Origin of the sequence: Moraxella catarrhalis, from assembly GCF_001632285.1 — a bacterium.
GTDB classification, from domain to species: domain Bacteria; phylum Pseudomonadota; class Gammaproteobacteria; order Pseudomonadales; family Moraxellaceae; genus Moraxella; species Moraxella catarrhalis.
The window spans coordinates 63,144-87,493 of sequence record NZ_LWAH01000001.1; the positions used below are offsets into that span (position 1 = coordinate 63,144).

At 41.3% G+C, this 24,350-nt stretch carries 18 protein-coding genes and 1 CRISPR repeat array; of the genes, 14 read left to right on the forward strand and 4 right to left on the reverse strand.

The window, feature by feature from the left end; genetic code table 11:
• The first annotated feature begins 49 nt into the window (after positions 1 to 49).
• Positions 50 to 775: direct repeats of the CRISPR family, unit length 28 nt; unit sequence TTTCTAAGCGACCTGTGCGGTCGTGAAG.
• A 310-nt stretch (positions 776 to 1,085) separates the two neighbouring features.
• The 14 genes from cas1f (at position 1,086) to A4U55_RS00345 (ending at position 19,851) form a co-directional block, all read left to right on the forward strand.
• Positions 1,086 to 2,036, forward strand: a complete 951-nt coding sequence (gene cas1f, locus A4U55_RS00280; protein WP_003662191.1) for a type I-F CRISPR-associated endonuclease Cas1f — start codon at positions 1,086 to 1,088, stop codon at positions 2,034 to 2,036.
• A 1-nt stretch (position 2,037) separates the two neighbouring features.
• Positions 2,038 to 5,451, forward strand: coding sequence for a type I-F CRISPR-associated helicase Cas3f (gene cas3f, locus A4U55_RS00285; RefSeq protein WP_063453871.1), 3,414 nt, complete (start codon positions 2,038 to 2,040; stop codon positions 5,449 to 5,451).
• 229 nt (positions 5,452 to 5,680) lie between these two features.
• Positions 5,681 to 8,131 (forward strand): type I restriction-modification system subunit M, encoded by a 2,451-nt coding sequence (locus tag A4U55_RS00290; protein WP_042510135.1) that lies wholly within the window; start codon positions 5,681 to 5,683, stop codon positions 8,129 to 8,131.
• A 10-nt stretch (positions 8,132 to 8,141) separates the two neighbouring features.
• A complete protein-coding gene (locus tag A4U55_RS00295; protein ID WP_052399098.1) occupies positions 8,142 to 9,386 on the forward strand; it encodes a restriction endonuclease subunit S in 1,245 nt (414 codons plus the stop codon).
• Between the two features lie 106 nt (positions 9,387 to 9,492).
• Positions 9,493 to 10,572, forward strand: coding sequence for a helix-turn-helix domain-containing protein (locus tag A4U55_RS00300; protein WP_042510136.1), 1,080 nt, complete (start codon positions 9,493 to 9,495; stop codon positions 10,570 to 10,572).
• Between the two features lie 169 nt (positions 10,573 to 10,741).
• Positions 10,742 to 11,041: a PIN domain-containing protein gene (locus tag A4U55_RS09235; protein ID WP_201786725.1), complete on the forward strand. Its 300-nt coding sequence runs from the start codon at positions 10,742 to 10,744 to the stop codon at positions 11,039 to 11,041.
• A gap of 26 nt (positions 11,042 to 11,067) precedes the next feature.
• Positions 11,068 to 14,163 (forward strand): type I restriction endonuclease subunit R, encoded by a 3,096-nt coding sequence (locus tag A4U55_RS00310; RefSeq protein WP_063453872.1) that lies wholly within the window; start codon positions 11,068 to 11,070, stop codon positions 14,161 to 14,163.
• Positions 14,160 to 14,858, forward strand: coding sequence for a M48 family metallopeptidase (locus A4U55_RS00315; protein WP_063453873.1), 699 nt, complete (start codon positions 14,160 to 14,162; stop codon positions 14,856 to 14,858). The genes A4U55_RS00310 and A4U55_RS00315 overlap by 4 nt, the downstream gene beginning before the upstream one ends.
• Before the next feature lie 40 nt (positions 14,859 to 14,898).
• Positions 14,899 to 16,272: a type I-F CRISPR-associated protein Csy1 gene (gene csy1, locus A4U55_RS00320; protein WP_063453874.1), complete on the forward strand. Its 1,374-nt coding sequence runs from the start codon at positions 14,899 to 14,901 to the stop codon at positions 16,270 to 16,272.
• On the forward strand, positions 16,269 to 17,204 hold the full coding sequence (gene csy2 / locus A4U55_RS00325; protein WP_063453875.1) for a type I-F CRISPR-associated protein Csy2: 936 nt from the start codon (positions 16,269 to 16,271) through the stop codon (positions 17,202 to 17,204). The genes csy1 and csy2 overlap by 4 nt, the downstream gene beginning before the upstream one ends.
• Positions 17,205 to 17,238: 34 nt before the next feature.
• Positions 17,239 to 18,243, forward strand: coding sequence for a type I-F CRISPR-associated protein Csy3 (gene csy3, locus A4U55_RS00330; RefSeq protein ID WP_063453876.1), 1,005 nt, complete (start codon positions 17,239 to 17,241; stop codon positions 18,241 to 18,243).
• Positions 18,243 to 18,833 carry a type I-F CRISPR-associated endoribonuclease Cas6/Csy4 gene (gene cas6f, locus A4U55_RS00335; protein WP_003664177.1) on the forward strand — a complete coding sequence of 197 codons (591 nt, stop codon included), beginning with the start codon at positions 18,243 to 18,245 and terminating at the stop codon, positions 18,831 to 18,833. The genes csy3 and cas6f overlap by 1 nt, the downstream gene beginning before the upstream one ends.
• Positions 18,834 to 19,010: 177 nt before the next feature.
• Positions 19,011 to 19,301: an oxidative damage protection protein gene (locus A4U55_RS00340; protein ID WP_003662180.1), complete on the forward strand. Its 291-nt coding sequence runs from the start codon at positions 19,011 to 19,013 to the stop codon at positions 19,299 to 19,301.
• 73 nt (positions 19,302 to 19,374) lie between these two features.
• On the forward strand, positions 19,375 to 19,851 hold the full coding sequence (locus A4U55_RS00345) for an acyl-CoA thioesterase (RefSeq protein WP_003662177.1): 477 nt from the start codon (positions 19,375 to 19,377) through the stop codon (positions 19,849 to 19,851).
• Between the two features lie 318 nt (positions 19,852 to 20,169).
• Here the strand turns inward: A4U55_RS00345 and mpl are convergent, their stop codons facing one another.
• The 4 genes from mpl to erpA all read right to left on the reverse strand — a co-directional run bounded on the left by mpl (position 20,170) and on the right by erpA (position 24,291).
• Positions 20,170 to 21,552, reverse strand: a complete 1,383-nt coding sequence (gene mpl, locus A4U55_RS00355) for a UDP-N-acetylmuramate:L-alanyl-gamma-D-glutamyl-meso-diaminopimelate ligase (protein ID WP_063453877.1) — start codon at positions 21,550 to 21,552, stop codon at positions 20,170 to 20,172.
• Between the two features lie 91 nt (positions 21,553 to 21,643).
• Positions 21,644 to 22,153, reverse strand: coding sequence for a disulfide bond formation protein B (locus A4U55_RS00360; protein ID WP_003664186.1), 510 nt, complete (start codon positions 22,151 to 22,153; stop codon positions 21,644 to 21,646).
• Between the two features lie 105 nt (positions 22,154 to 22,258).
• Positions 22,259 to 23,935 (reverse strand): glutamate--cysteine ligase, encoded by a 1,677-nt coding sequence (gene gshA, locus A4U55_RS00365; protein ID WP_003662169.1) that lies wholly within the window; start codon positions 23,933 to 23,935, stop codon positions 22,259 to 22,261.
• A gap of 23 nt (positions 23,936 to 23,958) precedes the next feature.
• On the reverse strand, positions 23,959 to 24,291 hold the full coding sequence (erpA, locus tag A4U55_RS00370) for an iron-sulfur cluster insertion protein ErpA (RefSeq protein ID WP_003662167.1): 333 nt from the start codon (positions 24,289 to 24,291) through the stop codon (positions 23,959 to 23,961).
• Positions 24,292 to 24,350: the final 59 nt, after the last annotated feature.

Consider the following 24,350-nt stretch of genomic DNA (forward strand, 5'->3'; position numbering starts at 1 on the left):
CCTGTGCGGTCGTGAAGGGTATTAATTGTTTGCCGTATCTTGAGTTAAATTTCTAAGCGACCTGTGCGGTCGTGAAGTGGGTAAACTCTGCCACTGTGTGAGGTGGCAGTTTCTAAGCGACCTGTGCGGTCGTGAAGGAAGTTAAATTGGAAATGGTATCATCAGGTAATTTCTAAGCGACCTGTGCGGTCGTGAAGATTATGTTATTAACACGACTTTAGTACATCAATTTCTAAGCGACCTGTGCGGTCGTGAAGGAACTCATTGAAAAAAGTGAGGTTATCACCATTTTCTAAGCGACCTGTGCGGTCGTGAAGTGCCTATATCTGTCGCATGGGATAGCATCACTTTTCTAAGCGACCTGTGCGGTCGTGAAGAAAACGCCAGTTTCTAAGCGACCTGTGCGGTCGTGAAGATTTGGTTGTATTTTTGGGACAAATCCCCTGTTTTCTAAGCGACCTGTGCGGTCGTGAAGGCAGACGCTGATAAAGTGCTTGATATCTTATCTTTCTAAGCGACCTGTGCGGTCGTGAAGAGGGGCAGGCGTTGCATTGACCGACTTTTTACTTTCTAAGCGACCTGTGCGGTCGTGAAGTGTTGATTTTCTTTGGCTCATTGATGGCGGATTTTCTAAGCGACCTGTGCGGTCGTGAAGAACTTGGGTTATCAAAGATTACCCAAATTACTTTTCTAAGCGACCTGTGCGGTCGTGAAGGCCAATCTTGCCAATCGGCGTACGCAGTGATTTTTCTAAGCGACCTGTGCGGTCGTGAAGAGTTAGTATAAACCAAAATAATAAGAAATAACAAGTCATTATGATAAAATTTGTCAAAAACCCAATCAAAAATCTTCATGTTATAACTTATTGAAAATATTCAAGTTTTTAAATAGTAAAAAAATAAAGGGTCAATCAGTTATTTTTCCATCTTCTGGTTGGGTTATCTTAAAACATTTTAATCGCTAAATACAATTAAAAAATGATTGGTATAAATTTATTTTTAGTTTATAATCCAATAAAATCATATTAAATGATGTTGAAAATTGTTAGGATAAAATTGAATCATTAAACATGGATTTGTATTATTATGAATACGCTCAAACCGACCGATTTGAAAGCAATTTTACACTCCAAACGGGCGAATTTATTTTATCTTGAGCATTGCCGAGTCATGCAAAAAGATGGGCGTATCTTATACCTGACCGAAACGAAATACCAAAACCACTATTATAATATTCCGATCGCCAACACGACGGTCATTTTACTTGGCACAGGCACTTCTATTACACAAGCAGCGATGCGTCTGCTTGCTGGTGCTGGCGTGTTGGTTGGCTTTTGTGGGGGTGGTGCGACGCCATTATTTTCAGGGGTAGAAATACAGTGGCTTAGTCCACAAAATGAATATCGCCCGACCGAATATGTCCAAGGCTGGCTGTCTTTTTGGTTTGATGATAAAAAACGGCTCACGATTGCCAAAGTGTTTCAAAAACAACGCCTAGAATTTACCCAAAAAGTTTGGTTAAAAGACAAGCAGCTACAAGAAGCAGGATTTGATATCACAGACTATGATGTCGTACAACTACATACCGCATTTACAAATAAAATTGAGCAAGTAGACAGCGTTGGTGATCTTTTGTTGGCTGAAGCATTGATGACCAAGCGGTTGTATCACTATGCAAAAACCAAGTGTGCATTATCGTTTGAGCGGGATTTTCATGCAAGTGATGATGCCAATCGTTTTTTGAATCATGGTAATTATTTGGCGTATGGTTTGGGAGCTTGTACTTTGTGGGTGCTTGGCATTCCGCATGGGTTTGCGGTGATGCATGGTAAGACACGGCGTGGGGCGCTTGTTTTTGATGTGGCAGATTTAGTAAAAGATGCCATTGTTCTGCCGTGGTCATTTGTTTGTGCGAAACAAAATTTTACAGAACAAGAATTTCGCCAAAAAATCTTACAAAAATTCACCGAGTATAAGGCACTGGATTTTATGTTTGGTCAAGTCAAATTGGCGTCGCAGTATTTTAAAGGCGTATAAAATGATTGTGACCTTTATTTCCCAATGTGAAAAAAAGGCACTGCAACGCACACGCCTTGTGTTAGATGCGTTTGCCAATCGCATCGGTCATAATACTTGGCAGACCGTTATTACCGAAGATGGGCTTGTCATGGTCAAAAAACTGCTTGCACATACCGCAAGCAAAAATACCGCCATCAGCTGTTACCGCTTTCACACACGCAAACACAGCGAGCTGTTGTGGATTGTGGGTAATCGCCATAAATTTAATGAATATGGCTGGGTGCCAGTGAACCAAACACGCCGTAATATTTTGCACAGTGAATGGCAAAATGATTGGTACTATATCAGTGCCATCCAAATCATCGCAACTTTGGCAGCACTGCTACATGATTTGGGCAAATCTACGCTTGGTTTTCAGCATAAGCTAAAACATGGCAGCACCCAAGGCGATCCTTATCGCCACGAATGGATTTCGCTGAAAATTTTGCTTTGGCTGATCCAAGATTGTCAAACTGATTCTCAGTGGTTAGAACGCTTTGGACGCATTGATGAGTGGCTAAAGACCCAAAAATTATCAGCGTTAAATGATTATTTAAAACCTTGTAATTTGGATCATGCCGATTTATCCAAATTGCCGCCACTTGGGCAGTGGGTGGCTTGGCTTGTTGTTAGCCATCATCGTTTGCCACCTTTGGTCAATGTATTTTTAAAGGAACAAGAACGCATAAGTTTTCAAACAAATGCCTCAACCTTAAAATTATATTTTGAACGCCCGCTAACTAAGATTTATGCAGATTTCACCGCCAACGACCATTGGGTAAAAAATCCCATAACCTTTGAAACAGCTCATAAAGCCAATAAAAAATTGGTTGATTTTTGGCAATTTGATCAGTGTGTGATTGACAGTAACGCTTGGCAAAGTCGCATAAAGCGTTGGGCAAACAAAGCCATAAAAGACCCAACTTTACAAGCACTGTCTGCACAAGATAAGCCGATTGATAATGCCATTTTACTGTATTTATCACGGCTGTGTTTAATGGTCGGTGACCATAACTACTCTTCATTAAAAGATGGCGACCATCGCCGTGTTGCCACAAAATCCTCTTTAAATCTACTTGCCAATACCAACCGTAAAACAAAACAACCTAAGCAATTTTTAGATGAGCATTTGCTGGGTGTTGCTTCCTTTACGGCACATTTTGCTCGCTATTTACCGATTATCGGTGAGCAATTACCGACATTGCTGTCGCATCGCCCATTAAGCAAAAATACCAATATTGAGCGATTTGTTTGGCAAAATTATGCCTTTAACATAGCCAAAAGTGTGCAAGCTGATAGTGATGTGCATGGCTTTTTTGGGGTTAATATGGCATCTACTGGCTGTGGCAAGACCATTGGTAATGCTCGCATTATGTATGGCTTATCAGATGAGAAAAAAGGGGTAAGATTCACCATTGCGTTAGGGCTGCGTGTATTGACTTTGCAAACAGGCCTAAGTTTGCGTCAGGATTTACAGTTAAGTGATGAGGTCTTGGCGATTTTGGTGGGCGGCGGCGGTATTCGGCAGTTATTTGAAATCGGTGAACAACACAAAAACCAAGATGACTCAAGTACAGCTTGGGGCAGTGAATCAGCAGAGGCGTTGGTAGATGGCTTTGTCGATTTTGCGTCTGAGTATCATGCTGCCCATCTTGAGCTGGCTAAGCTGAATATTGATACTTTATTGGCTGATAATAAAGCCAAAGATTTACTATTTTCTCCGATAGTCACTTGTACCATTGATCATCTGATTGGGGTGAGTGAATGTAAGCGAGGCGGTGGCTATATCACACCAATGCTTCGGCTGCTTAGTAGCGATTTGATTTTAGATGAACCTGATGAATTTGATCATAATGACTTGCCTGCATTAGCACGGCTGGTACATTTGGCAGGCATGTTTGGTTCAAAGGTGTTGCTGTCATCAGCAACGCTACCGCCTGATTTGGTTGCTGGCTTATTTGAAAGTTATTTAGCTGGACGCAAATTGTTCAATCAAAGCCAAAATAAACCTGCACCACAAACCGTCTGTGCGTGGTTTGATGAACAAAAACATGGCAGTATGGTGATATCTTGTGATAAGGTGGAGACCTTTAGGCAACAGCAGCAAATTTTTATCAAAAAACGCATCAGCTTTTTACAGCAACAGCCCATCCGCCGTAAAGCTGAAATTCTGCCTGTCGGCATGGCTTATCATCAAGATAAAAAAGCTGAATTTTATAGCACATTGGCACAAAATATCATTGATGGTGCTGTTCGGTTGCATCATTGTTATCATACTGTTGATAAAAAAACGGGCAAAAGTGCCAGCATTGGCTTGGTGCGGATTGCAAATATCAAACAGCTAACACACATTGCGTTTTATCTGCAACATGCTCAAGTCAACCAAAATACACATATCCATGTGGTGTGCTATCACGCACGACAGCTTTTGATTTTGCGAAATCGCTTGGAGCGTCGCTTAGATAAAGTATTAAAACGCAGTGAGCATGACGAACAGCTGCTTTTTACTCATGATGACATTGTGCAGCAGATGACCAAAAGTCAGGCTAAGCAGCATATTTTTATGGTATTGGCAACACCTGTGGCAGAGGTGGGGCGTGATCATGATTATGATTGGGCGATTGTTGAGCCAAGTTCAATGCGATCAATCATTCAGTTGGCTGGTCGAGTATGGCGACATCGCCCAAATAAACAGGTGTTTGATAGCAATATCTTGATACTCAATAAAAATATTCGTGCATTACAAAATCACCATGGACCTGTATTTACCAAACCTGGCTTTGAAACCAAAAAATATAAGCTTACAGAACATGACATGACCGCCTTAATGAGCGATAATCATCTAAGCCAAATTGATGCTCGCCCACGCATTTGGACAGATACTATCAAAGATAGACCCGAAAGCTTGGAGCAATTGGAACATACTTTGATGCATGATTTATTTGGGGCAAATAAAACCAATTATATCAATGCCTATTGGCGAGAAGCGGGAGCATCTAATCGGATACATACTCATTTGCAGCAAGTGTCGCCATTTCGGCACAGCATACAGCAAGATGAAGCGTGGGTGCTGATTCCCAACCAAATCGTAGATGGTCAGGGTGATGGATTTAGGGTATATGCCATGGAGGATATTAATCAAAATGGTTTATCACATGCCAATCTGCACAACCATTATATTCAAATGATGGATTTTGATTATCATCACGCACAAATTAGCACTTGGCTGGTCTGTGATGTGTACGATGAAATTCAGCGGCTGCATACACATTTGCCAGAGCATAGCCTGTCTTATGTGGCAATACAATTTAGCAAAGTGGTGCTAGATAGCAATCAGACTCAATGGTATTTTTGCCCATTTTTAGGTGTGGTGTCGGAGCGGCTTGGCTCCTAACCACATTAAGCAACCTGTGCGGTTGGAAAGTTTAAGATACTATTTTCTAAGCCTTCTATACAAAGGATGAGTCGTATTATATATGATGAAAGACTTTAATTCAATAAGATACTATGGTTGATTTATTATTTTGGATATGATTTAATAAAACTGCTTAGATGTGGCAAATATGAATAACGATAGTATACTCAAGAAATATTTTTTAGATTTGATATTTAGGTGTTTAAACATGGCAATCAAAAAAACCGAACTCTACTCTTCTTTATGGGCAAGCTGCGATGAATTGCGTGGCGGCATGGACGCCAGCCTGTACAAAGATTATGTCCTAACTTTATTATTCTTGAAATACGTTTCCGATAAATTTAAAGCCAAAACAGGCATGATTGACTTGCCAAACGGCACGACTTTTGACGATATTGTCGCGCTAAAAAACACCCCCAACATTGGCGACAAGCTCAACATTATTTTGAAACAAATTGCCGAAGCCAATGATTTGCAAGGCGTGATTGATGTGGCTGATTTCAACGATGAAGAAAAGCTCGGCAAAGGTAAAGACCAAGTTGAACGCTTAAGTAATTTAGTCAGCATTTTTCAAAAACTAGATTTATCTACCAATCAAGCCGATGGCGATGATTTACTGGGCGATGCGTATGAATATTTAATGCGTCATTTTGCCACCGAATCGGGCAAATCCAAAGGGCAATTCTATACCCCTGCCGAAGTGTCGCGAATTATGGCGAAAATTATCGGAATTGCGCCCGACAGCCCTGCCAGCACCACGGTTTATGACCCGACCTGTGGCTCTGGCTCATTGCTTTTAAAAGTGGCGACACAAGCAAATAACACGATTTCGCTTTACGGTCAGGAAAAAGACGTTTCTACGGCATCGCTTGCCCGCATGAATATGATTTTGCACAACAACGAAACCGCCGAAATCAGCACAGGCAACACCATTGCCGCACCTGCTTTTTTGAAAGATGGACAACTGCGCACCTTTGATTTTGCGGTTGCCAATCCGCCCTTTTCCAGCAAAAACTGGACAAACGGCATTAAACCCGAAAACGATGCTTTTGAGCGTTTCGCTTACGGCATTCCACCAGAAAAAAATGGCGATTATGCCTTCTTACTGCATTTAATCAAAAGCCTGAAACCGACAGGCAAAGGCGCGATTATTTTGCCGCATGGCGTGTTGTTTCGTGGCAATGCCGAAGCTAAAATCCGTGCAGAATTGCTCAAACAAGGCTTGATTAAAGGCATTATTGGCTTGCCTGCCAACTTGTTTTACGGCACTGGCATTCCTGCCTGCATTATTGTGATTGACAAGGAACACGCCCAAACCGCCCAATTTGCCAACGATGAACAAACCGAAGTGGTCAGCGGTGGCAGCGTATTTATGATTGATGCATCCAAATATTTCATCAAAGACGGCAACAAAAACCGCTTGCGTGACCAAGACATTCACAAAATCATCGACACCTTTACCAAACGCTTGGAAATTGCCCATTACAGCCGACAAGTGAGTTTGCAGGAAATTGTAGAACAAGATTACAACTTAAATTTACCGCGCTACATTGACAGTGGCGAGCGTGAAGATATTCAGGATTTAAACGCCCATTTATATGGCGATATTCCTGTGGCGGATATTGATGATTTGGCGGGCTATTGGCAGGCTTTCCCACAACTGAAAAATGAATTATTTGAAGCCAAAAGCGAACGCTATCATGCCAAACTGCCTACCGAGCAAATTAAATCGCATATTTTAGCACATAGCGAATACGCGCAATTTAAACAGCGTACCCTGCAACCCTTTGCCCAATGGCAACACGCCAACAATTTACGCCAAATTGCACAAGGCAACCGCCCCAAAGAGCTTATTCACCAATGGAGTGAAAGCCTGCTTGATTGCTACAAAAACAGCCAACTGGTTGCCAATTACGACATCTATCAAATCCTGATGAACTATTGGCAAGATATGATGCAAGATGATGTCTATATGATTTGCCAAGACGGTTGGGATTTGGGCAAGCAGCTTTTGCGTGAAATCAAAAAGCCCGAAAAAGACGAAAATGGCAAAACGCCCAAAGCCGAACCGCACGATCTTGTGATTAACAAAACCAAATACAAAGCCGAGCTTATCCCACCGACTTTAATCGCCAAACGCTATTTTGGCGAGCGATTAGCCCAAATTCAAAGCTTACAGACGAATTTAGATACCGCCAGCCAAGAATTAGAAAGCTATTTAGAAGAACATGGCAATGGTTTATTAGAAAATGCGGTGGACAATAAAGACAAAATCACCGCCAAAAGTCTAAAACTAGCCTTAAAAAACAGCATCGACAGCGAAGAGCAAACCGCCATCAAAAACGCCATAAAATTGTTTGAAGCGGAAAAACACGCCAAAGACGCACTCAAAACCGCCACCGAAGCCTTGGATCGGGCGGTGTTTACTCAATACGGCAAATTGAGTGCCAGCGATATTCAACAGTTGGTGGTAGATGACAAATGGCTTGCCGATTTGGGTGGATACATTCACAGCGAAATGGAACGCATAGTGCAAACCTTGGCAAGCCGTGTGCAAACATTAGAAACACGCTACCATGAACCACTTTCGCAAATTGAAATGCAAGTGGCAGAATTGACCGCCAAAGTCAATACCCATTTAAAAGCCATGGGTTTATAAAGGGGTAATCATGACAAGCTATAAACAGACTGAATTGGGTTTAATTCCGAGTGATTGGGAAGTGGTGGAATTACAAAATTTAACAACTTTTGGCGGTGGAACAACTCCTTCTCGACGTTTATTTGATAAATATTTTAAACAAGGTACTCGCTATTGGGTTAAAACTCTTGATTTAAATAATAGTTTAATAACGTATACAGATGAAAAAATCACAAATCTTGCTTTAAAAGAAACTAGTTTAAAAGAGTATCCAATAGGAACTGTTTTGGTTGCAATGTATGGGGGATTTAATCAAATTGGTCGTACTGGTTTATTAGCTATTCCCGCAAGTATTAATCAAGCTTTGGTTGCAATTTTACCATCTAGTAATATAACACCTTATTATTTAATACAAAATTTAAATTTCAATATTGAATATTGGAAAAGTGTAGCAAGTAGCAGTAGAAAAGACCCCAATATTACAAGTAATGATGTTAAAAAATATAAATTAAGTTTACCAAAATCCACCGCTGAACAAACCGCTATTGCCACTGCATTGAGTGATACCGATGCTTTGCTTGCCGAGCTGGAAAAATTGCTTGCCAAAAAACAAGCCATCAAAACCGCCACCATGCAACAGCTACTCACAGGCAAAACACGGCTGCCTGAATTTGTCCACCGTGCAGACGGCACACCCAAAGGCAGCCTAAAAACCGAATGGGGCGATATTCCTGAAGATTGGGAAGTGGTAGCGTTGGGTGAATATGTAAATATCTTTGATAATCAAAGAATTCCAGTTTCTGCTTCAAATCGTATATTTGGTAATATCCCATATTATGGTGCAAATGGTATTCAAGATTATGTAAATGGCTTTACCCATGATGGCGAATTTGTTTTAGTCGCTGAAGATGGAGCTAATGATTTAATCAATTATCCTGTTCAATATACAACAGGGAAAATATGGGTAAATAATCATGCTCATGTACTTCAGGGAAAGAAGAATATTTTATGCAATAAATTTTTAGCCTACTGTATTTCATCCATGAATATTAGCCATTATCTTGTTGGTGGTACTCGTGCAAAATTAAATGGTAGCACTTTAAAACAAATAGAAATTCTTTGTCCGCAATATAAAGAACAAACCGCCATCGCCCAAATCCTAGGCGATATGGATAGCGAAATTAAAGCCTTACAAGCGCGGATTGAAAAATTACGCGAAATTAAGCAAGGTATGATGCAAAATTTATTAACAGGAAAAATCCGTTTGCCATGCTAAAGCTTGCAAAATTTACAAAATTATGTTAGCAAGGGGCGTTTTCTTGGTTTACAATAACACTAGATTTTTAAAATTTGTAAACCAAGAAAGTTAAAAAGGGGCGATTATGATTGGCATTCGTCTAAAAATGGCACGAGAAGCTAAAAAGTTATCCATGCAGGGATTGGCGGATTTGGTCGGCTTAAGTGCCAATATGATTAAAAAATATGAGCATAATACCAGCATGCCATCGTCTGATGTATTGCTACGCCTGATGGATGTGCTGGGCGTGGAAATGGATTTTTTATTCCGCCCTGTTCAGGTTGAATTGGGTGAGGTGGAATATCGCACCAAATCTAGCACACCCAAAAAACTGCTCAAGCAAATCACCGTTGATGTTACCAAACAAGCAGAACGCTGGCTAACACTCAAAGCGTTGTGGCTTGATTTTCCTGTCAAGCCCTATTGCTTGGAGGCGGATTTGCCGACAGTCCATTTGCTAGATGATATTGAGCAGTTTGCCGATGCGTTGCGTAAGCATTGGCAATTAGGCACAAATCCCATTCCAAAAATGATTGATTTATTGGAGGATTTGGGAATTATTGTTATCGTGAGCGATGTCAATACTGACAATAAATTTGATGGTTTGCAGGCAATGATTAACAACACCCCGATTATTGTCGTATCTTCATCATGGTCAGGCGACCGTCAGCGATTTACATTGGCGCATGAATTGGGGCATTTGGTATTGCCTGCTTATTTATCCCATGATTTACCTGATGACTGGGATATTGAAAAAGCGTGCAATCGCTTTGCAGGAGCATTTTTATTGCCAAAGTCTCGCATGATTCATGAATTTGGCGAAAAACGCCAAAAGATTTACGCAAAAGAGTTGGCATATTTAAAGCGTGAATATGGCTTGTCGATGCGTGCGATTGCCTATCGTGCCAAAGATTTGGGCATTATTACCGCAACTTACCACAGGGGCATCAATATCATCTTTAATCAAAAAGGCTGGCATAAACAAGAGCCTGAAGTGTATGCAAGCGAAAATACACACACCTTTAAACAATTGGTCTATCGTGCGGTTGCCGAACAGATAATTAGCGAATCTAAAGGAGCGGAGCTATTGGGAATGCCGATTTATCAGTTTATCCAAGAGCAAACTTTGAGCAATGGGGCAAATGATGCAACAGATGCTGATTAGCGATGCCAATATTTTTATTGATTTGGATTGCTGTGGATTGACTGCATTGATGTTTAGCTTGCCTTATCGCTTTTGTACGCCTGATGTACTGTTTGAATGAGAATTGCGTAGGCAGCACGCCAATTTATTGCAAATGGGATTGCAACAATTAAGCCTAACAGAGCAATCAATGATTTATGTTGTTCAACTATCTAGCCAATACCGCAAAACCAGTATGCACGATTTAATGGCATTGTCGCTTGCTAAACAAGAAAGCTGCCCTTTATTAACAGGTGATAAAGCTTTGCGAGATGCTGCTCAAAAAGAAGCAGTACTCATCAAGGGCACAGTATGGGTATTAGAGCAGTTGGTTGTTCATCAAAAGATAGATAAAAATCAAGCGATAATGGCATTAGATACCATGAAATCTAAAGGTCACAGATTGCCCTTTGACCACGCCAAGCAAATTATTTTGAATATCTGTATTTAAAAAGTTAAAAATCATAGGAAATCGCCATGTCCACGACTATCCCCATCGGTCAAGTTGAACAAAAAACCCAAAACCGTGTGATCCAATTCTTTCAAAATACGCTGAACTATCGCTATTTGGGCGATTTGAGCGGGCAAGATAATAAAAATATCCGTGAAGATGATTTAACAACATGGTTGGTAAAGCGTGGTGTGTCTGATGACTTGATAAAAGGCGCAATCATGTTATTGCAAAAAGAAAATTATGTGGGCGGTGGTCGCCGTTTGTATGACGCCAACCAAGCCATTTATCGCTTGCTACGCTATGGCGTAAAAGTCAAAACGGGCGTGGGCGAACAAACGCAAACGGTGTGGCTGATTGATTGGAATAATCCGCATAACAATGATTTTGCCATTGGCAAAGAAGTCAGCATAAAAGGCGTGGCATACAACAAACGCCCCGATTTGGTGCTGTATGTCAATGGCATCGCGTTGGCGGTGATTGAATTGAAGCGCTCTTCGGTGTCGGTATCCGAAGGCATTCGCCAAAACCTGTCCAGCCAACACAAAGATTTTGCCGAAGCCTTTTTCACCACCGTGCAATTGGTTATGGCAGGCAACGACACGCAAGGCATACGTTATGGCGTGATTGAAACGGGCGAAAAATATTATTTGCAATGGAAAGAAGATGGTAAAATTCAAGGCGATTTGGATACCGATTTGCAATCGTTATGCGAAAAATCACGCTTTTTAGCATTGATACACGATTTTATGGTATTTGATGCAGGGATAAAAAAAACCTGTCGCCCGAATCAATATTTCGGTATTCAGGCTGCCCAAGCCAAAATTGCCAACAACGAAGGCGGTATTATTTGGCACACCCAAGGCAGCGGCAAAAGTTTAACAATGGTGTGGCTGGCACAATGGATTTTGGAACAAGGTGGCGGCAGTCGTGTGTTGATTATTACCGACCGCACAGAATTAGATGAGCAAATCGAAAAGGTATTTAGTAATACCAACCACACGATTTATCGCACAACCAGTGGAAAAAATTTGTTAGATGTCCTTGGTGAATATCAACCGTCTTTGATTTGTTCTTTGGTGCATAAATTTGGACGCAAAGGTGCGGAAGATGAACAAGACAACAGCGAATTAAACGACTATTTGCGTGAAATTAAAGCACGTGCTAGCGATTTTGCACCCAAAGGCAAGCTGTTTGTGTTTGTGGACGAATGCCACCGCACGCAATCGGGCAAATTACACGAAGCGATGAAAATGCTGTTGCCTGAAGCGGTGTTTATCGGCTTTACAGGTACGCCATTACTCAAATCCGACAAGAAAAAATCGGTGGATGTCTTTGGCGGTTATATCCATACCTATAAATTTGACGAAGCAGTCAAAGATGGCGTGGTGCTGGATTTATTATATGAAGCACGAGACATCGAACAATCGTTATCATCGCGCAAACGAATTGATGACTGGTTTGAAAATAAAACCCGTGGTTTAACCGATATTGCCAAAACGCAGTTAAAACAGCGTTGGGGAACGATGCAAAAATTGATGTCGTCCAAAAATCGTTTGGAAAAAATTGTGGACGATATTTTGCTGGATATGGATAGCAAACCGCGTATGTCTGATGGTCGTGGCAATGCGATTTTGGTGTGTTCCAGCGTGTATCAGGCTTGCCAAACCTATGAATTATTTAGCGAAACATCACTCAAAGATAAGGTAGCGATTGTTACCAGCTTTAAGCCCAACGCCAACGCGATTAAAGGTGAATTATCGGGCAACGGACAAAGTGAAGAAGAGTATAAATATAAAATTTACCGCAAAATGATTGCCGACTATTTCAGGCTGCCTGAAAACCAAATTGGCGACAAAGAAACCGAACAATTTGAAATAGACGTCAAAAAACGCTTTATTGAGCAACCCGCCCAAATGAAATTGTTGATTGTGGTGGATAAATTATTGACAGGATTTGACGCTCCGTCAGCGACTTATCTCTACATTGACAAGCCAATGGCAGACCACAATCTGTTCCAAGCCATTTGTCGTGTAAACCGCTTGGATGGCGACAGTAAAATGTATGGCTATATTGTGGATTACCGTGATTTATTTAAATCGCTGGAAAAAGCCTTTACTGATTTCACCCAAGAAGCCTTTGGCGAATATGAAGCCGAAGATGTCAAAGGGTTATTGCAAGACCGTTTGGCGATTGCTAAAGCCGACTTGGAAACCGCTTGGGAAGCAGTGCAAATGATTGTGGAGAATGTGCTTGCCCCCAAAGATTTGTCTGCCTATAAAGCCTATTTTTGCGGACAAGATACGCACAGCAACCTAGCCACAGAATTTCAAACACGCCGTTTGGCATTTTATCAGGTAGTGGTCAAGCTCATTCGTGCCTATTCAGCGATTGCCAATGAATTGGTTTTGGCAGGCTACAGCGAACAGGAAGCGGTAGCATGGCATGAACGGGTAGAAAAATTCACTCAACTGCGTGATGACATCAAAATAGCAAGTGGCGATTATGTGGATTTGAAAGCCGTTGATGCCGATATGCGTTATTTAATCAATCAATATGTGCGTGCGGAAGACAGCGAAAAAATTGCCGATTTTGAAAACAAAGGTTTGTTGCAATTATTGGTTGAAAAACAAGAAAATATTCAAGACAATTTGCCGACCAATATCGCATCAGACCCCAACGGCATGGCGGAAGCCATTGAAAACAATGTTCGCCGTAAAATTGTCGATGAAAACCCGATTAACCCGAAATATTACGAACAAATGTCTGTGCTGTTAGATGAATTGATTGAGCAACGCCGAAAAGGAGTGCTGAATTATCAAGACTATTTACGCAAAATCGCCCAGCTTACCAAGCAAGTGATTTGTCCACCACAATCGGATTACTCAAAAACCATTAACACCGCTGGCAAACAAGCGATTTTTGATAATTTTTGTCAAGATGAAAATTGGGTCAATCGCTTGCATGATGCCATTCAAGACCACAAGCAAGACGGTTATTTAAATAATAAAATGAAGCAGAAACATCTTAAAAATCAGCTTAATCCGCTTTTTGACGAGCAAGGGTTAAATGCCGATGATGTGTTGGCTTTAATAATGAAGCAGACGGAATATCAAGCATGAGTAATATGCAAATTGGCAATTTAAGCATTGATTTACAGCGAAAAGCAATTAAAAATCTGCACATTGCTGTTTTGCCACCTGTGGGCAATGTGCGGGTATCTGCACCGTTACGCATGAGTGATGATGCAATACGTTTAGCCGTTGCCAGCCGTTTGATTTGGATAAAAAAACAGCAAGCCAAGTTTGCAAACCAGGCGAGACAATCTGAACGCGAAATGCTGGCAGGCGAAAGCCATTTTTTGTGGGGCAAGCGTTATCGTTTAGAAGTGTTGCACACGACTGGTAGGCATCGCATTGAACTTTCACATCAGAAAATCAATTTGTGGGTACGCGAACAGACCAGCCATGCCAATAAAATTGCGGTATTAGAGCAATATTACCGCGATGAACTCAAACGTGAAATTGAGAAATTACTGGCGATTTGGCAACCCAAAATGGGAGTGCAAGCCAGCCGTTTTGGTGTGAAGAAAATGAAAACCTTATGGGGTAGTTGCAATACGGTTTCAGGTAGCATTTGGCTCAATTTAGAGTTGGCTAAAAAGCCACGAGAATGTTTGGAATATGTGGTAGTGCATGAATTGGTTCATTTATTGGAACGTCATCACAATGCGCGATTTATGGCATATATGGATGAATTTTTACCCAATTGGCGACAACGTAAGACATTATTGAATGAATTGGCGTTGGGAGTGTGATTAAATCATGAAATCTTTAATTAAGGAAGGGTATTATAAGATGACTACGATAAACGACCTTGCTCTCACGGCAATCAGCAGATTTTTAGAGCAACAGATTGATTCTAAGTCAGAAAAGCTACAAAAACAGCTGATGAAAGCCCAAGAAGATGGCAATCATGCTGTGATAACAGAATGCCAGACACAAATTGACGAAATCAAAAAAAAGTTTGAACGTGTACATTGGTTGGATTTGGCTGTGAATAGCATGGCAAAACAGCTTAAATTTGGAACGCACATTTCCAAAGGCATTCATCCTGATGCCAAAGGTGATAATGTCAATTTTATCCCAAAACAACAACGACTTAATACCTTGGTTGGTACACATAGTCTTGCCAATCCTGCATTAGATGCGAATGGCAACGCAGCAGCTCTGCCGCTGGCATCATTTTTTGATTTTGATGTGGGGCAAGGCGTAAAAGTGCGTGATTTGATTTTAGCCGATAATGAGCAATTTATTGCATCTTTGTCTGATGATAAAGAGATGGCAGGTCATTATCATGTATGCTTTAAACACGTTTTACAAAGCACAATGGAAAATCCAGCGACCCATGAACGCAATAAACAAATGCTTTGGGTAACTAATGATAATACAGTTAATCATTTAGATGAACTGCAATACATCAATATCATTCCATTATATCCATCAGCATTGACTTATGCGGTCTATTTAAAAATTAACGAATTAAGATATTCTGATGATAATAAAAAAGCCTTAGAGAACCGCTTTAAATCCAATGCACTGCATACATCTTATGTCAGTATGCCAAATTTGGCAATCGTACAATTGGGCGGCTCAAAACCGCAAAATATCAGCCAGCTCACAAGCCGACAAGGCGGGCGTAACTATTTATTGCCCTCATTGCCGCCCAAAATAAGCCAAGACCGTGAATTTTCTTTATCTAAATTTTGTGAAAACTTTTTTGATGGTAAAACTTTAAAATACCATATTCAAGATGATTTTAATTATGTGGTTCAAGTCGTTAAAGATACCAGAAATACAATCGATGTGCGAGATAAACGCAAAGATGCCATAGACCGCTTATTGCATACGATTTTTGGCATTGCCCATGTATTACAAAATAAACCAGCAGGCTGGTCAAAGACTTATGCACTGCCACTTGCCCAAAAAATATGGCTAGATCCTTATCGTGCTGATTTAGACGGTGAGGCCAAGTTTGCTGACGAAAAAACCAAGCAGGAATGGCAAAAAATCATTTTACAAGATTTTGCGTCTTGGTTTAATCAGCAGTTGCGTAGCACGGTCAAAGAGCTAAAATTTGATTTTGCAGATGCAGAATATAATGAGTGGCAACGAGAAATTGAAGAGATGCAAAAATTTTATGAACGCTTAGGCAAGGGGGTGTTTTTATGAACGATAAAGTTAGGGTAGGGTGTGTATATTTTCACAAAATGGTGATTTATGATGCCAGTACAATTTCTAGCCCTTTGACCTATGGTTTGCCTGCACTAACAGGATTTACAGGCGCATTTCATGCCTTATCACGCACCTTAATGGCAGATGAGCGATTTGCTGATTTGGCATTAGGTGGTGTGCTACTGGCTTGTTATGAATGCACGCCCAAAACTTATCGAGCGGGCAGATATCATGACCATACTTTTAATCAAACTCGTAATCCACTCAAAAAAGATGGTAAGACAGCCCCAATTGTGGAGGAAGGTAAGTGTAATTTGGTGATGAGTTTTGCTGTGGAGGTATTAGCGTCTGATTTGCTTTCAGAAAAACGCAGTCAAGAGCTGACCCAATTTTTATCACAAGCCATTTTTAGGCAGCGTATTGCTGGCGGTAGTGTGATGAATATTGCCAAAACCCATCCTGTGCGGTATTTTGGTTTTGAAAGTATGCATCAGATAGTACCACTTTTAATGCCTGCATTTGTTTTGATGGATGCCAGTTCTGAATTTAGCGAATTGATTGATAAAGCCCAAAGTACCGATCCAAAAGCCACACCGCTTGATGTACTGCTTGATGTGTGTACACTACACCATCTGCCAAAGCTGGATTTAGATGGTAATACCAAATGGCACACCAAATCCATCAAAACAGGACATGGCTGGATTGTACCTATGCCAATGGGCTATCAGGCAATTAGCGAACAATTTGAGGCCGGTAAAATGGACAATGTGCGTAATCCTGAGTATCCAAGCCAGTATGTAGAAGTGGTTTACGGTTTGGGCAAATGGGTGTATCCACATCATCTAAAGGACAATATTGAAACAGCCTTTTGGCGACAACACTATGATGAAACAGGTTTGTATTTGCTGACACAAAACGAGTTATCATAATTTTAATCTTAATACAATGAAATGGAGTGATCTGATGAGTAAATTAACAACAGCAACTGTCTTGGCTTTTGAACGCAATTTGGATATTTCTGATGGTTTTATGGCACAAAAAAACAGCCAAAATGAAAACAGTGGGATTGTTCCTGTGCGTATTCAAGAAAAGTCTATCCGTGGCACAATCAGTAATCGTTTAAAAAATACCATTACAAATGACCCAGCTAAGCTTGATGCTGAAATTGAAAAAGCCAATTTACAAAAAGTAGATTCAGCATCTTTATTAGAAGATAATGATACTTTGATTGTGTCATGGACATGCAAAGTGCTACCATTTGACGGCAAGCCTAATGTCTGTAATGACCCAAATTATCAAGCCAAATTATTACAAACGGTGCAAGGCTACCTACAAGAGCATGGCGTAAAGACGCTGGCACATCGCTATGCAACCAATATCGCTAATGCCCGCTGGCTATGGCGTAACCGTATCGGTTCTGAAAAAATTACGGTCAATGTGACATGCAAACTGGCAGATCAGCAGCAGACTTTAACTTTTGACGCCAAAAGCATTTCTATTCACAATTTTGATACACAAAACCCAGAGCTTATGACTTTGGCTAACTGGATTGAGCAAGGCTTAACCAATCAAGCATTTATTATTTTAAATATCACAGCAGAAGCGGTGGTTGGCTATGGTCAAGAAGTGTATCCATCACAAGAATTGATTTTGGATACAGGTAAAACCAAGAGCAAGGTTTTGTATCATATTAATGACAAAGCAGGCATTCATTCTCAAAAAATCGGCAATGCCATTCGTACCATTGATACTTGGTATCCAGACGCTCAATTTCCGATTGCAGTTGAGCCATATGGGCAGGTAACCACGATGGGTACGGCATTTCGTCAGCCTAAGCAAAAGCAGGATTTTTATTCCTTATTTGATGGCTGGATATTAAAAGATAACAAGCCAAGCGTAGAAAATCAGCACTATGTCATGGCGGTCTTGGTTCGTGGTGGTGTTTTTGGTGCAAGCGGAAAAGAATAATGAAATTTTATCAAGAAATTACCTTAATCCCCCAAGCGGATATCTCTCCTTATACGGTGTGGAGTAAGCTCTACACCCAGTTGCATCTTGCCTTTGTTGAGCAAAAAGATGAGCAAGATAAAACGGTTTATGGTGTGTCATTCCCACAGTATCGAACCCGTGCTGATAAAAAAATTGCCTATTTGGGCTATAAGCTGCGAGTATTTGCACCGACTGAGCAGGCATTATCTGCCCTTAACTTGGATAAGTGGATTGAGCGTTTGGCGGACTATATCCATATCAGCAGTATTCGCTCCGTGCCAGATGATATCAAAGGATATGCAAATTATTATCGTGCCATTCCCAAAATGACACTTGATGAGCGTATCACACATCAAGCCAAACGGCATGGCGTGCCTTATCATAAAGCGGCAGAGCGTTTTGAGAATTATAAAGAGCAATCATTGGTATACCCCCATATCCAATTAACCAGCAAAAGTAATCATCGGTCTTATCCTTTGCACATTGGTAAACAGGCAGCGGAGGTTCTCACTGATGGTAGATTTGGCACTTATGGCCTTAGTCGTACAAGTAGTGTGCCTGAGTTTTAATCATCAGATGTTAAGGTTTGTATGGTAGCTTTTATCCAACGCTTTCAAAGATTTGTTTTGACACAGTGATATCAAATCAATGATTGAGCAGGTTTTGGTAAATCCTTAGCCAATTTGGGTCAATATTTGTTATAATCAGTTCAACCGAATTTTTTACTTAATAAGATGAGGGCAATTATGCAAACCTTTAACCCGAATGACCATATGGTTTTTTGTCGTAAATATCAACAAAATCTTCCCAAATTACCCAATCCACCGTTTCCTAATGCTAAAGGTCAAGAAATCCAAGATACCATATCTGCCAAAGCTTGGAATGCATGGCTTGAGTTACAGACCATGCTGATTAATGAAAAGCATCTAAGTATGATTGACCCACAAGCAAAAAAATATCTCAATGAACAGCGTGAGAAGTTTTTGGATAATGGCGATTATGAAAAACCTGCAGGTTATAAACCACTAAAAGCTTAATACCGATGATCGGTGATAATCATAAAGCGATCATTGGATCGTGGCACATCAACCAAGATTATAAGGAGATAATATGTTGAAAGTTGCAAGCATTTTTGAGCCGATATTGACAGGTGATGATAGGCCTAAGCTGTTGCATGACTATCCTGTCGTTCATGTGCAGCCAATTGCATGGGGCGATATGGACGGCTTTAATCATGTGAATAATGTGGCTTATTATCGCTATGCTGAATCGGCTCGTATTGCCTACATGCGTGCGATTGGTTTTATGGCAGCACGAGAGGATTTATTGACGATTTTAGCAAGTTCATCCATACAGTATCGCCGTCCTGTAACCTATCCTGATACGCTACTAATCGGCGTGCGTATTAAGCACCTCGGTAGCACCAGTGTTGTCCAAGAATATGCAATGTACAGTCAAGCCCAACAAGCGCTGGTTGCAAGCGGTGAAGCGGTCATTGTCCGCACGGATATGAACATGGTCAAGATGCCGTGGTCAGATGAGGAGCGTGCTTTGATTGAACGGTTTGAGAACCGTCGTTTTGATTAATTGATGCTAAGCTTTGGCATTTGGCATAAAATATGGCTGTTTAAAAATCAGAGTGTGGGTAAGCTTTTTAAGTAAAGGCTTGTTTGATCATTTGCCATCAAACAAGTCTTTATTGTCAAACCATAGATTGGGCCATTTTGATACAAACATGGATGAAATCATCAAATGTTATCTTATTTATACATATGTTATCAATAAATTGTTATCAAGGGCAGGTATATCCAAGTTTAAGTGATCAAAAATCACTTAAAACAATCTACTTTTGACATTTAAATGTCAATTTAAGCTTTGGTAAAAAACTTGATTGTTATTGATTGGCTAAGGTTGGCTTAGTGCATCCAGCAGTCGTCCGTGAATATTTTCAAAGTCACCATTAGACATGATGATGATCGCATCGCCTGCTTTGGCATATGTTTTTATATGCTCAATGATGGCGTTGATACTGTCTAGTACACGCTGATTGGGCGTAGAACCAATGGCTTCTTTGAGACCCCAAGTCAGTCCTTGTGGCTCATACCAAATAACCTGATCTGCGATGGCTGCTGATGCTGCCAAATGTGGTCGATGACTGCCAAGTTTCATTGTATTTGAGCGTGGTTCAATAATTGCCCAAATACGCCGAGGAGCTAGGCGTTTTTTAGCACCATCAAGTGTGGTGCTGATGGCGGTTGGGTGATGTGCAAAATCATCAAATACCAAAATATCATCAACATCACCAATCAACTCCATACGCCGCTTAATACCACCAAAATGCGACAGGGCAGTACACGCCATTTCAACCGACACACCGATATGATGTGCCGCAGCGATGGCGGTCAATGCATTATTGACATTGTGTAGACCGCTCATTGACCAGCGAACCATGGCTGATGTGTTGTTGTGATGTACCCAAAATGATGAACCGTCGTTGGCATCTAGTTTGGCTTGCCACTCGGCATCGCCATTTAGGCTTGTACGCACCACGGTCGTCCAAACGCCTTTATCTAATGTTGTCTCTAGGCTTGGAGTGTTTGCAGGTATGATGATTTGACCTTTAGATGGTATCATACGAATCATATGATGAAATTGGGTCTGGATGGCATCAAGATCTGCAAAAATATCAGCATGATCGTATTCTAGATTATTTAAAATGGCTGTCGTTGGCCGATAATGTACAAATTTTGAGCGTTTGTCAAAAAATGCTGAATCATATTCATCGGCTTCAATGACAAAAAATTGCTTGCCTAAATATGAGCTGTGCTGAAACGCCAAGCTTAGGCGTCTATCATCTGTATTGACAAGCGGCACGCCACCAATTAAAAATCCTGTATCAATGCCTGAGAATTGTAAAATCCATGCCAACATGGTTGTTGTTGTGGTTTTGCCATGTGTACCTGCAACCGCTAAGACATGGCGATCCTTGAGCACTGTTTCGTATAAAAACTGCGGGCCTGAAGTGTAGGGCAACCGTTCATTTAACATATATTCAATGGCTGGCATACCTCGCTTACATGCATTACCCACGACGATTAAATTAGGCGTAGGTATCAAGTGTTCTGCGTGATAACCCTCCCAAACCTCCACGCCAGCATCAGCAAGCTGCGTACTCATCGGCGGGTAAATATTGGCATCTGAGCCAGTCACTGTATGACCCAAATCACGAGCCAGCAGAGCCAACGAACCCATAAAAGTACCACAAATACCTAAAATATGAATGTGCATGATAATCCTTAGCGGTAATGTTTTTATGATACCAAAGTCTTAGGTAGGCTTTGGTGGCATCCTAAAGCCTAATATTTAATAAATGCTGTATTTATCGGTTGTTACTTAATATTTTCTTTAAAATGATCACCTGAATCAAAGCGATGATCATGAATAAAATCATGGCTTGTGCAGGAATTGATAGCCCCATCAATGTCCAGTCAATCATGCCGCAATCACCATTGCCTGTTAGTACGGTTGTGAGTACCTTTGACATGGGCATGGTCTGCACCCAATACTCAAGCCCTGGACCACAGGCAGGTGGCTGGGCTGATGGGGCATAGTGAATCCAAGTATGACGAGCTGCCACCCCAAACCCCCAAAGCGTGCCTACCATACTACCAACCCAAAGTATTAAACGCACCAGTTTCTGGCGTGGGTTGATGATGGCAGCAAGCAAGGCGAATATACCCATGATCCAAAGCCCAATACGCTGAAAAATGCACAAAGGGCATGGGTCTAGCATTAAGTAATTTTGTAAATAACCAATAGCATAAACACTGCCTGCCACCATGATGAGTGACAAGATAATATTGAGTGTGCGATAGTTTGGCATCGTCATGATAAGCTCTTTTGGGTGAGTGAATGGTGAAAAATAATCCTATAAAAGCCCATATATGTTTTATGATGAACCATCAGGCCTACCAACCCTTTCATGTTTTATGCTTCAGCGGTAGGCTTTTAGATAGTCATAAAATCCTATCGTATCAGTAGCTTCCAGCTGGGCTTGTTCAATCAAGGAGGTGCGTGCAAGCTCATCAAACTCAGCCTCATCAACACGACTTAGTGTATGGGATAACAGTTCGGTTTGGTGCTTTTGAGCCAGTAATTTACCTAACGCCCAGGTGCCACCCACACGGTGTGAATCGGCAATGATTTGTGCTGATAAGGTAAAATCTGGATTGATTGCTTTGCCTTGCATCATTGTCAAGGCAGTGCGGTACTGGTTACTGCCATGATGTGCATCAAACGCATCGGCGATGGTCTGCATTTGGGTTAAGTGATGGATAATCCAATCATGTAGATTTTCTTTACCAAAATCAGTATCAATGGCGATGCCTGCTTGTCTGCCATGATTGACGACAATATCAATATTTTGATTTAGGCGTTTTTCTTCTTCTGGCATGAGATAAGGCGAGTCGGTAAATAAGCAATACAATGCCAGAATCTCCAAAAAACACGCCGTTACGCTTGTAATCCCAATATCAGAATAAGGGTCAAGGTCAATGGCACGAAATTCTACATAAGCGATTCCTCGTGCTTGCAGTGCTTGCGTGGGTGTCTCAGAAGCTGTGGCAGTTTGTTTCGGGCGGATGGGGCTGTAATATTCGTTTTCAATTTGTAGAATGTGGTTGTTAATCTGAATGGGTACGCCATGAGCGTCGTCCACGCCGATGGCTTCAAAATCAGCATAAGGCGTTCCAATGGCTGCTTGCAGGCCTTTAATATATTCGTCCAAATGATTATAGCGAATATCCAAATCCTCTTGGGCGCTATTGGTATAACCAAGCTTACCCATACGCAGGCTTGTACCGTTTGGCTGATGGTAGCTACAAGTTGTACCAAGTGGTATCAAATTATGCTGGCGACCGCTCACAAAAGTACCGCATACCGCAGGGCTTGCACCAAGCAAATATAGTACCAAAGGTGTCAGGCGCTTAAAATTGCGAATCAATGCCAAGTATTTATCATTTTTAAAGGCGGTTAAATCCTTTGCACCCTCGGCATGTTGCCATACACCAAATAAATCATCGCCGACGGATAAATTATAATGCAAGCCTGCAATCGTTTGCATTTTACGGCCATAGCGTACCCCAAGCCCTGAGCGGTACAGCGTTTTGAGTTTACCGATATTTGACGAGCCATAGTCCGCCAATGGAATATCACTGTCGGTATCAGAGGTCATACAAGGCATGGATAACGGCCACATCAGTTCATCATTTTCTAAACTGCGATGCACTAAAACATGCAAATCACGCAGCATATCAAGTGCTTGTTTAATTGATGGCATGGGCTTGGTAATCAGCTCAAGCAGGTTTTCAGAATAATCGGTCGTGATATAAGGATGTGTCAGCTTAGAGCCAAGTTTGGCAGGATGAAAGGTCTTGGCAGAATAGCCGTCAGGCTGCATTCTTAAGCCTTCTTTTTCGATACCACGCTGCATCCCTGCAACAAGACTGGGTTTAAACCAAAAAGGGAGTGTAAAGGTAGATGTCATGGCAGATACTTGATTGATGATGAGGTGCCAAATTAAAAGCACGATGAGTATATTATAAGTCCAAGCGTCTTTGTTGGCAAAATTATTTGTACAAAGCTTACAGTCGTGCCACCAAAAAGATGGCACAGTGACTGATCGCTGTCAAGTGACTAGATAGAAAATGATGAGCCACAACCGCAAGTCGTGGTCGCACTTGGGTTATTGACAATAAAGCGAGAGCCTTCTAAGCCTTCGGTGTAGTCAATGGTTGAGCCGACCAAATATTGATAGCTTAAAGAATCCACGACCAAAATCTCTGAACCATTATCAAAAGTGGTATCATCATCGCCCAATTCTTCGGCAAAATCAAACCCATAGCTAAACCCCGAACAGCCGCCGCCCGTCACATAGACACGCAACATTAAGGCGTCATTGCCTTCGGTATGTTTGAGCTTGGCGAGCTTGGCAGCGGCTTTATTTGTGAGGGTAAGACCTGTATTCATATGAACCTTATCAAGTAAAAAGAGTGTCTATTTAAATAAGACCAACTGATGATTATACA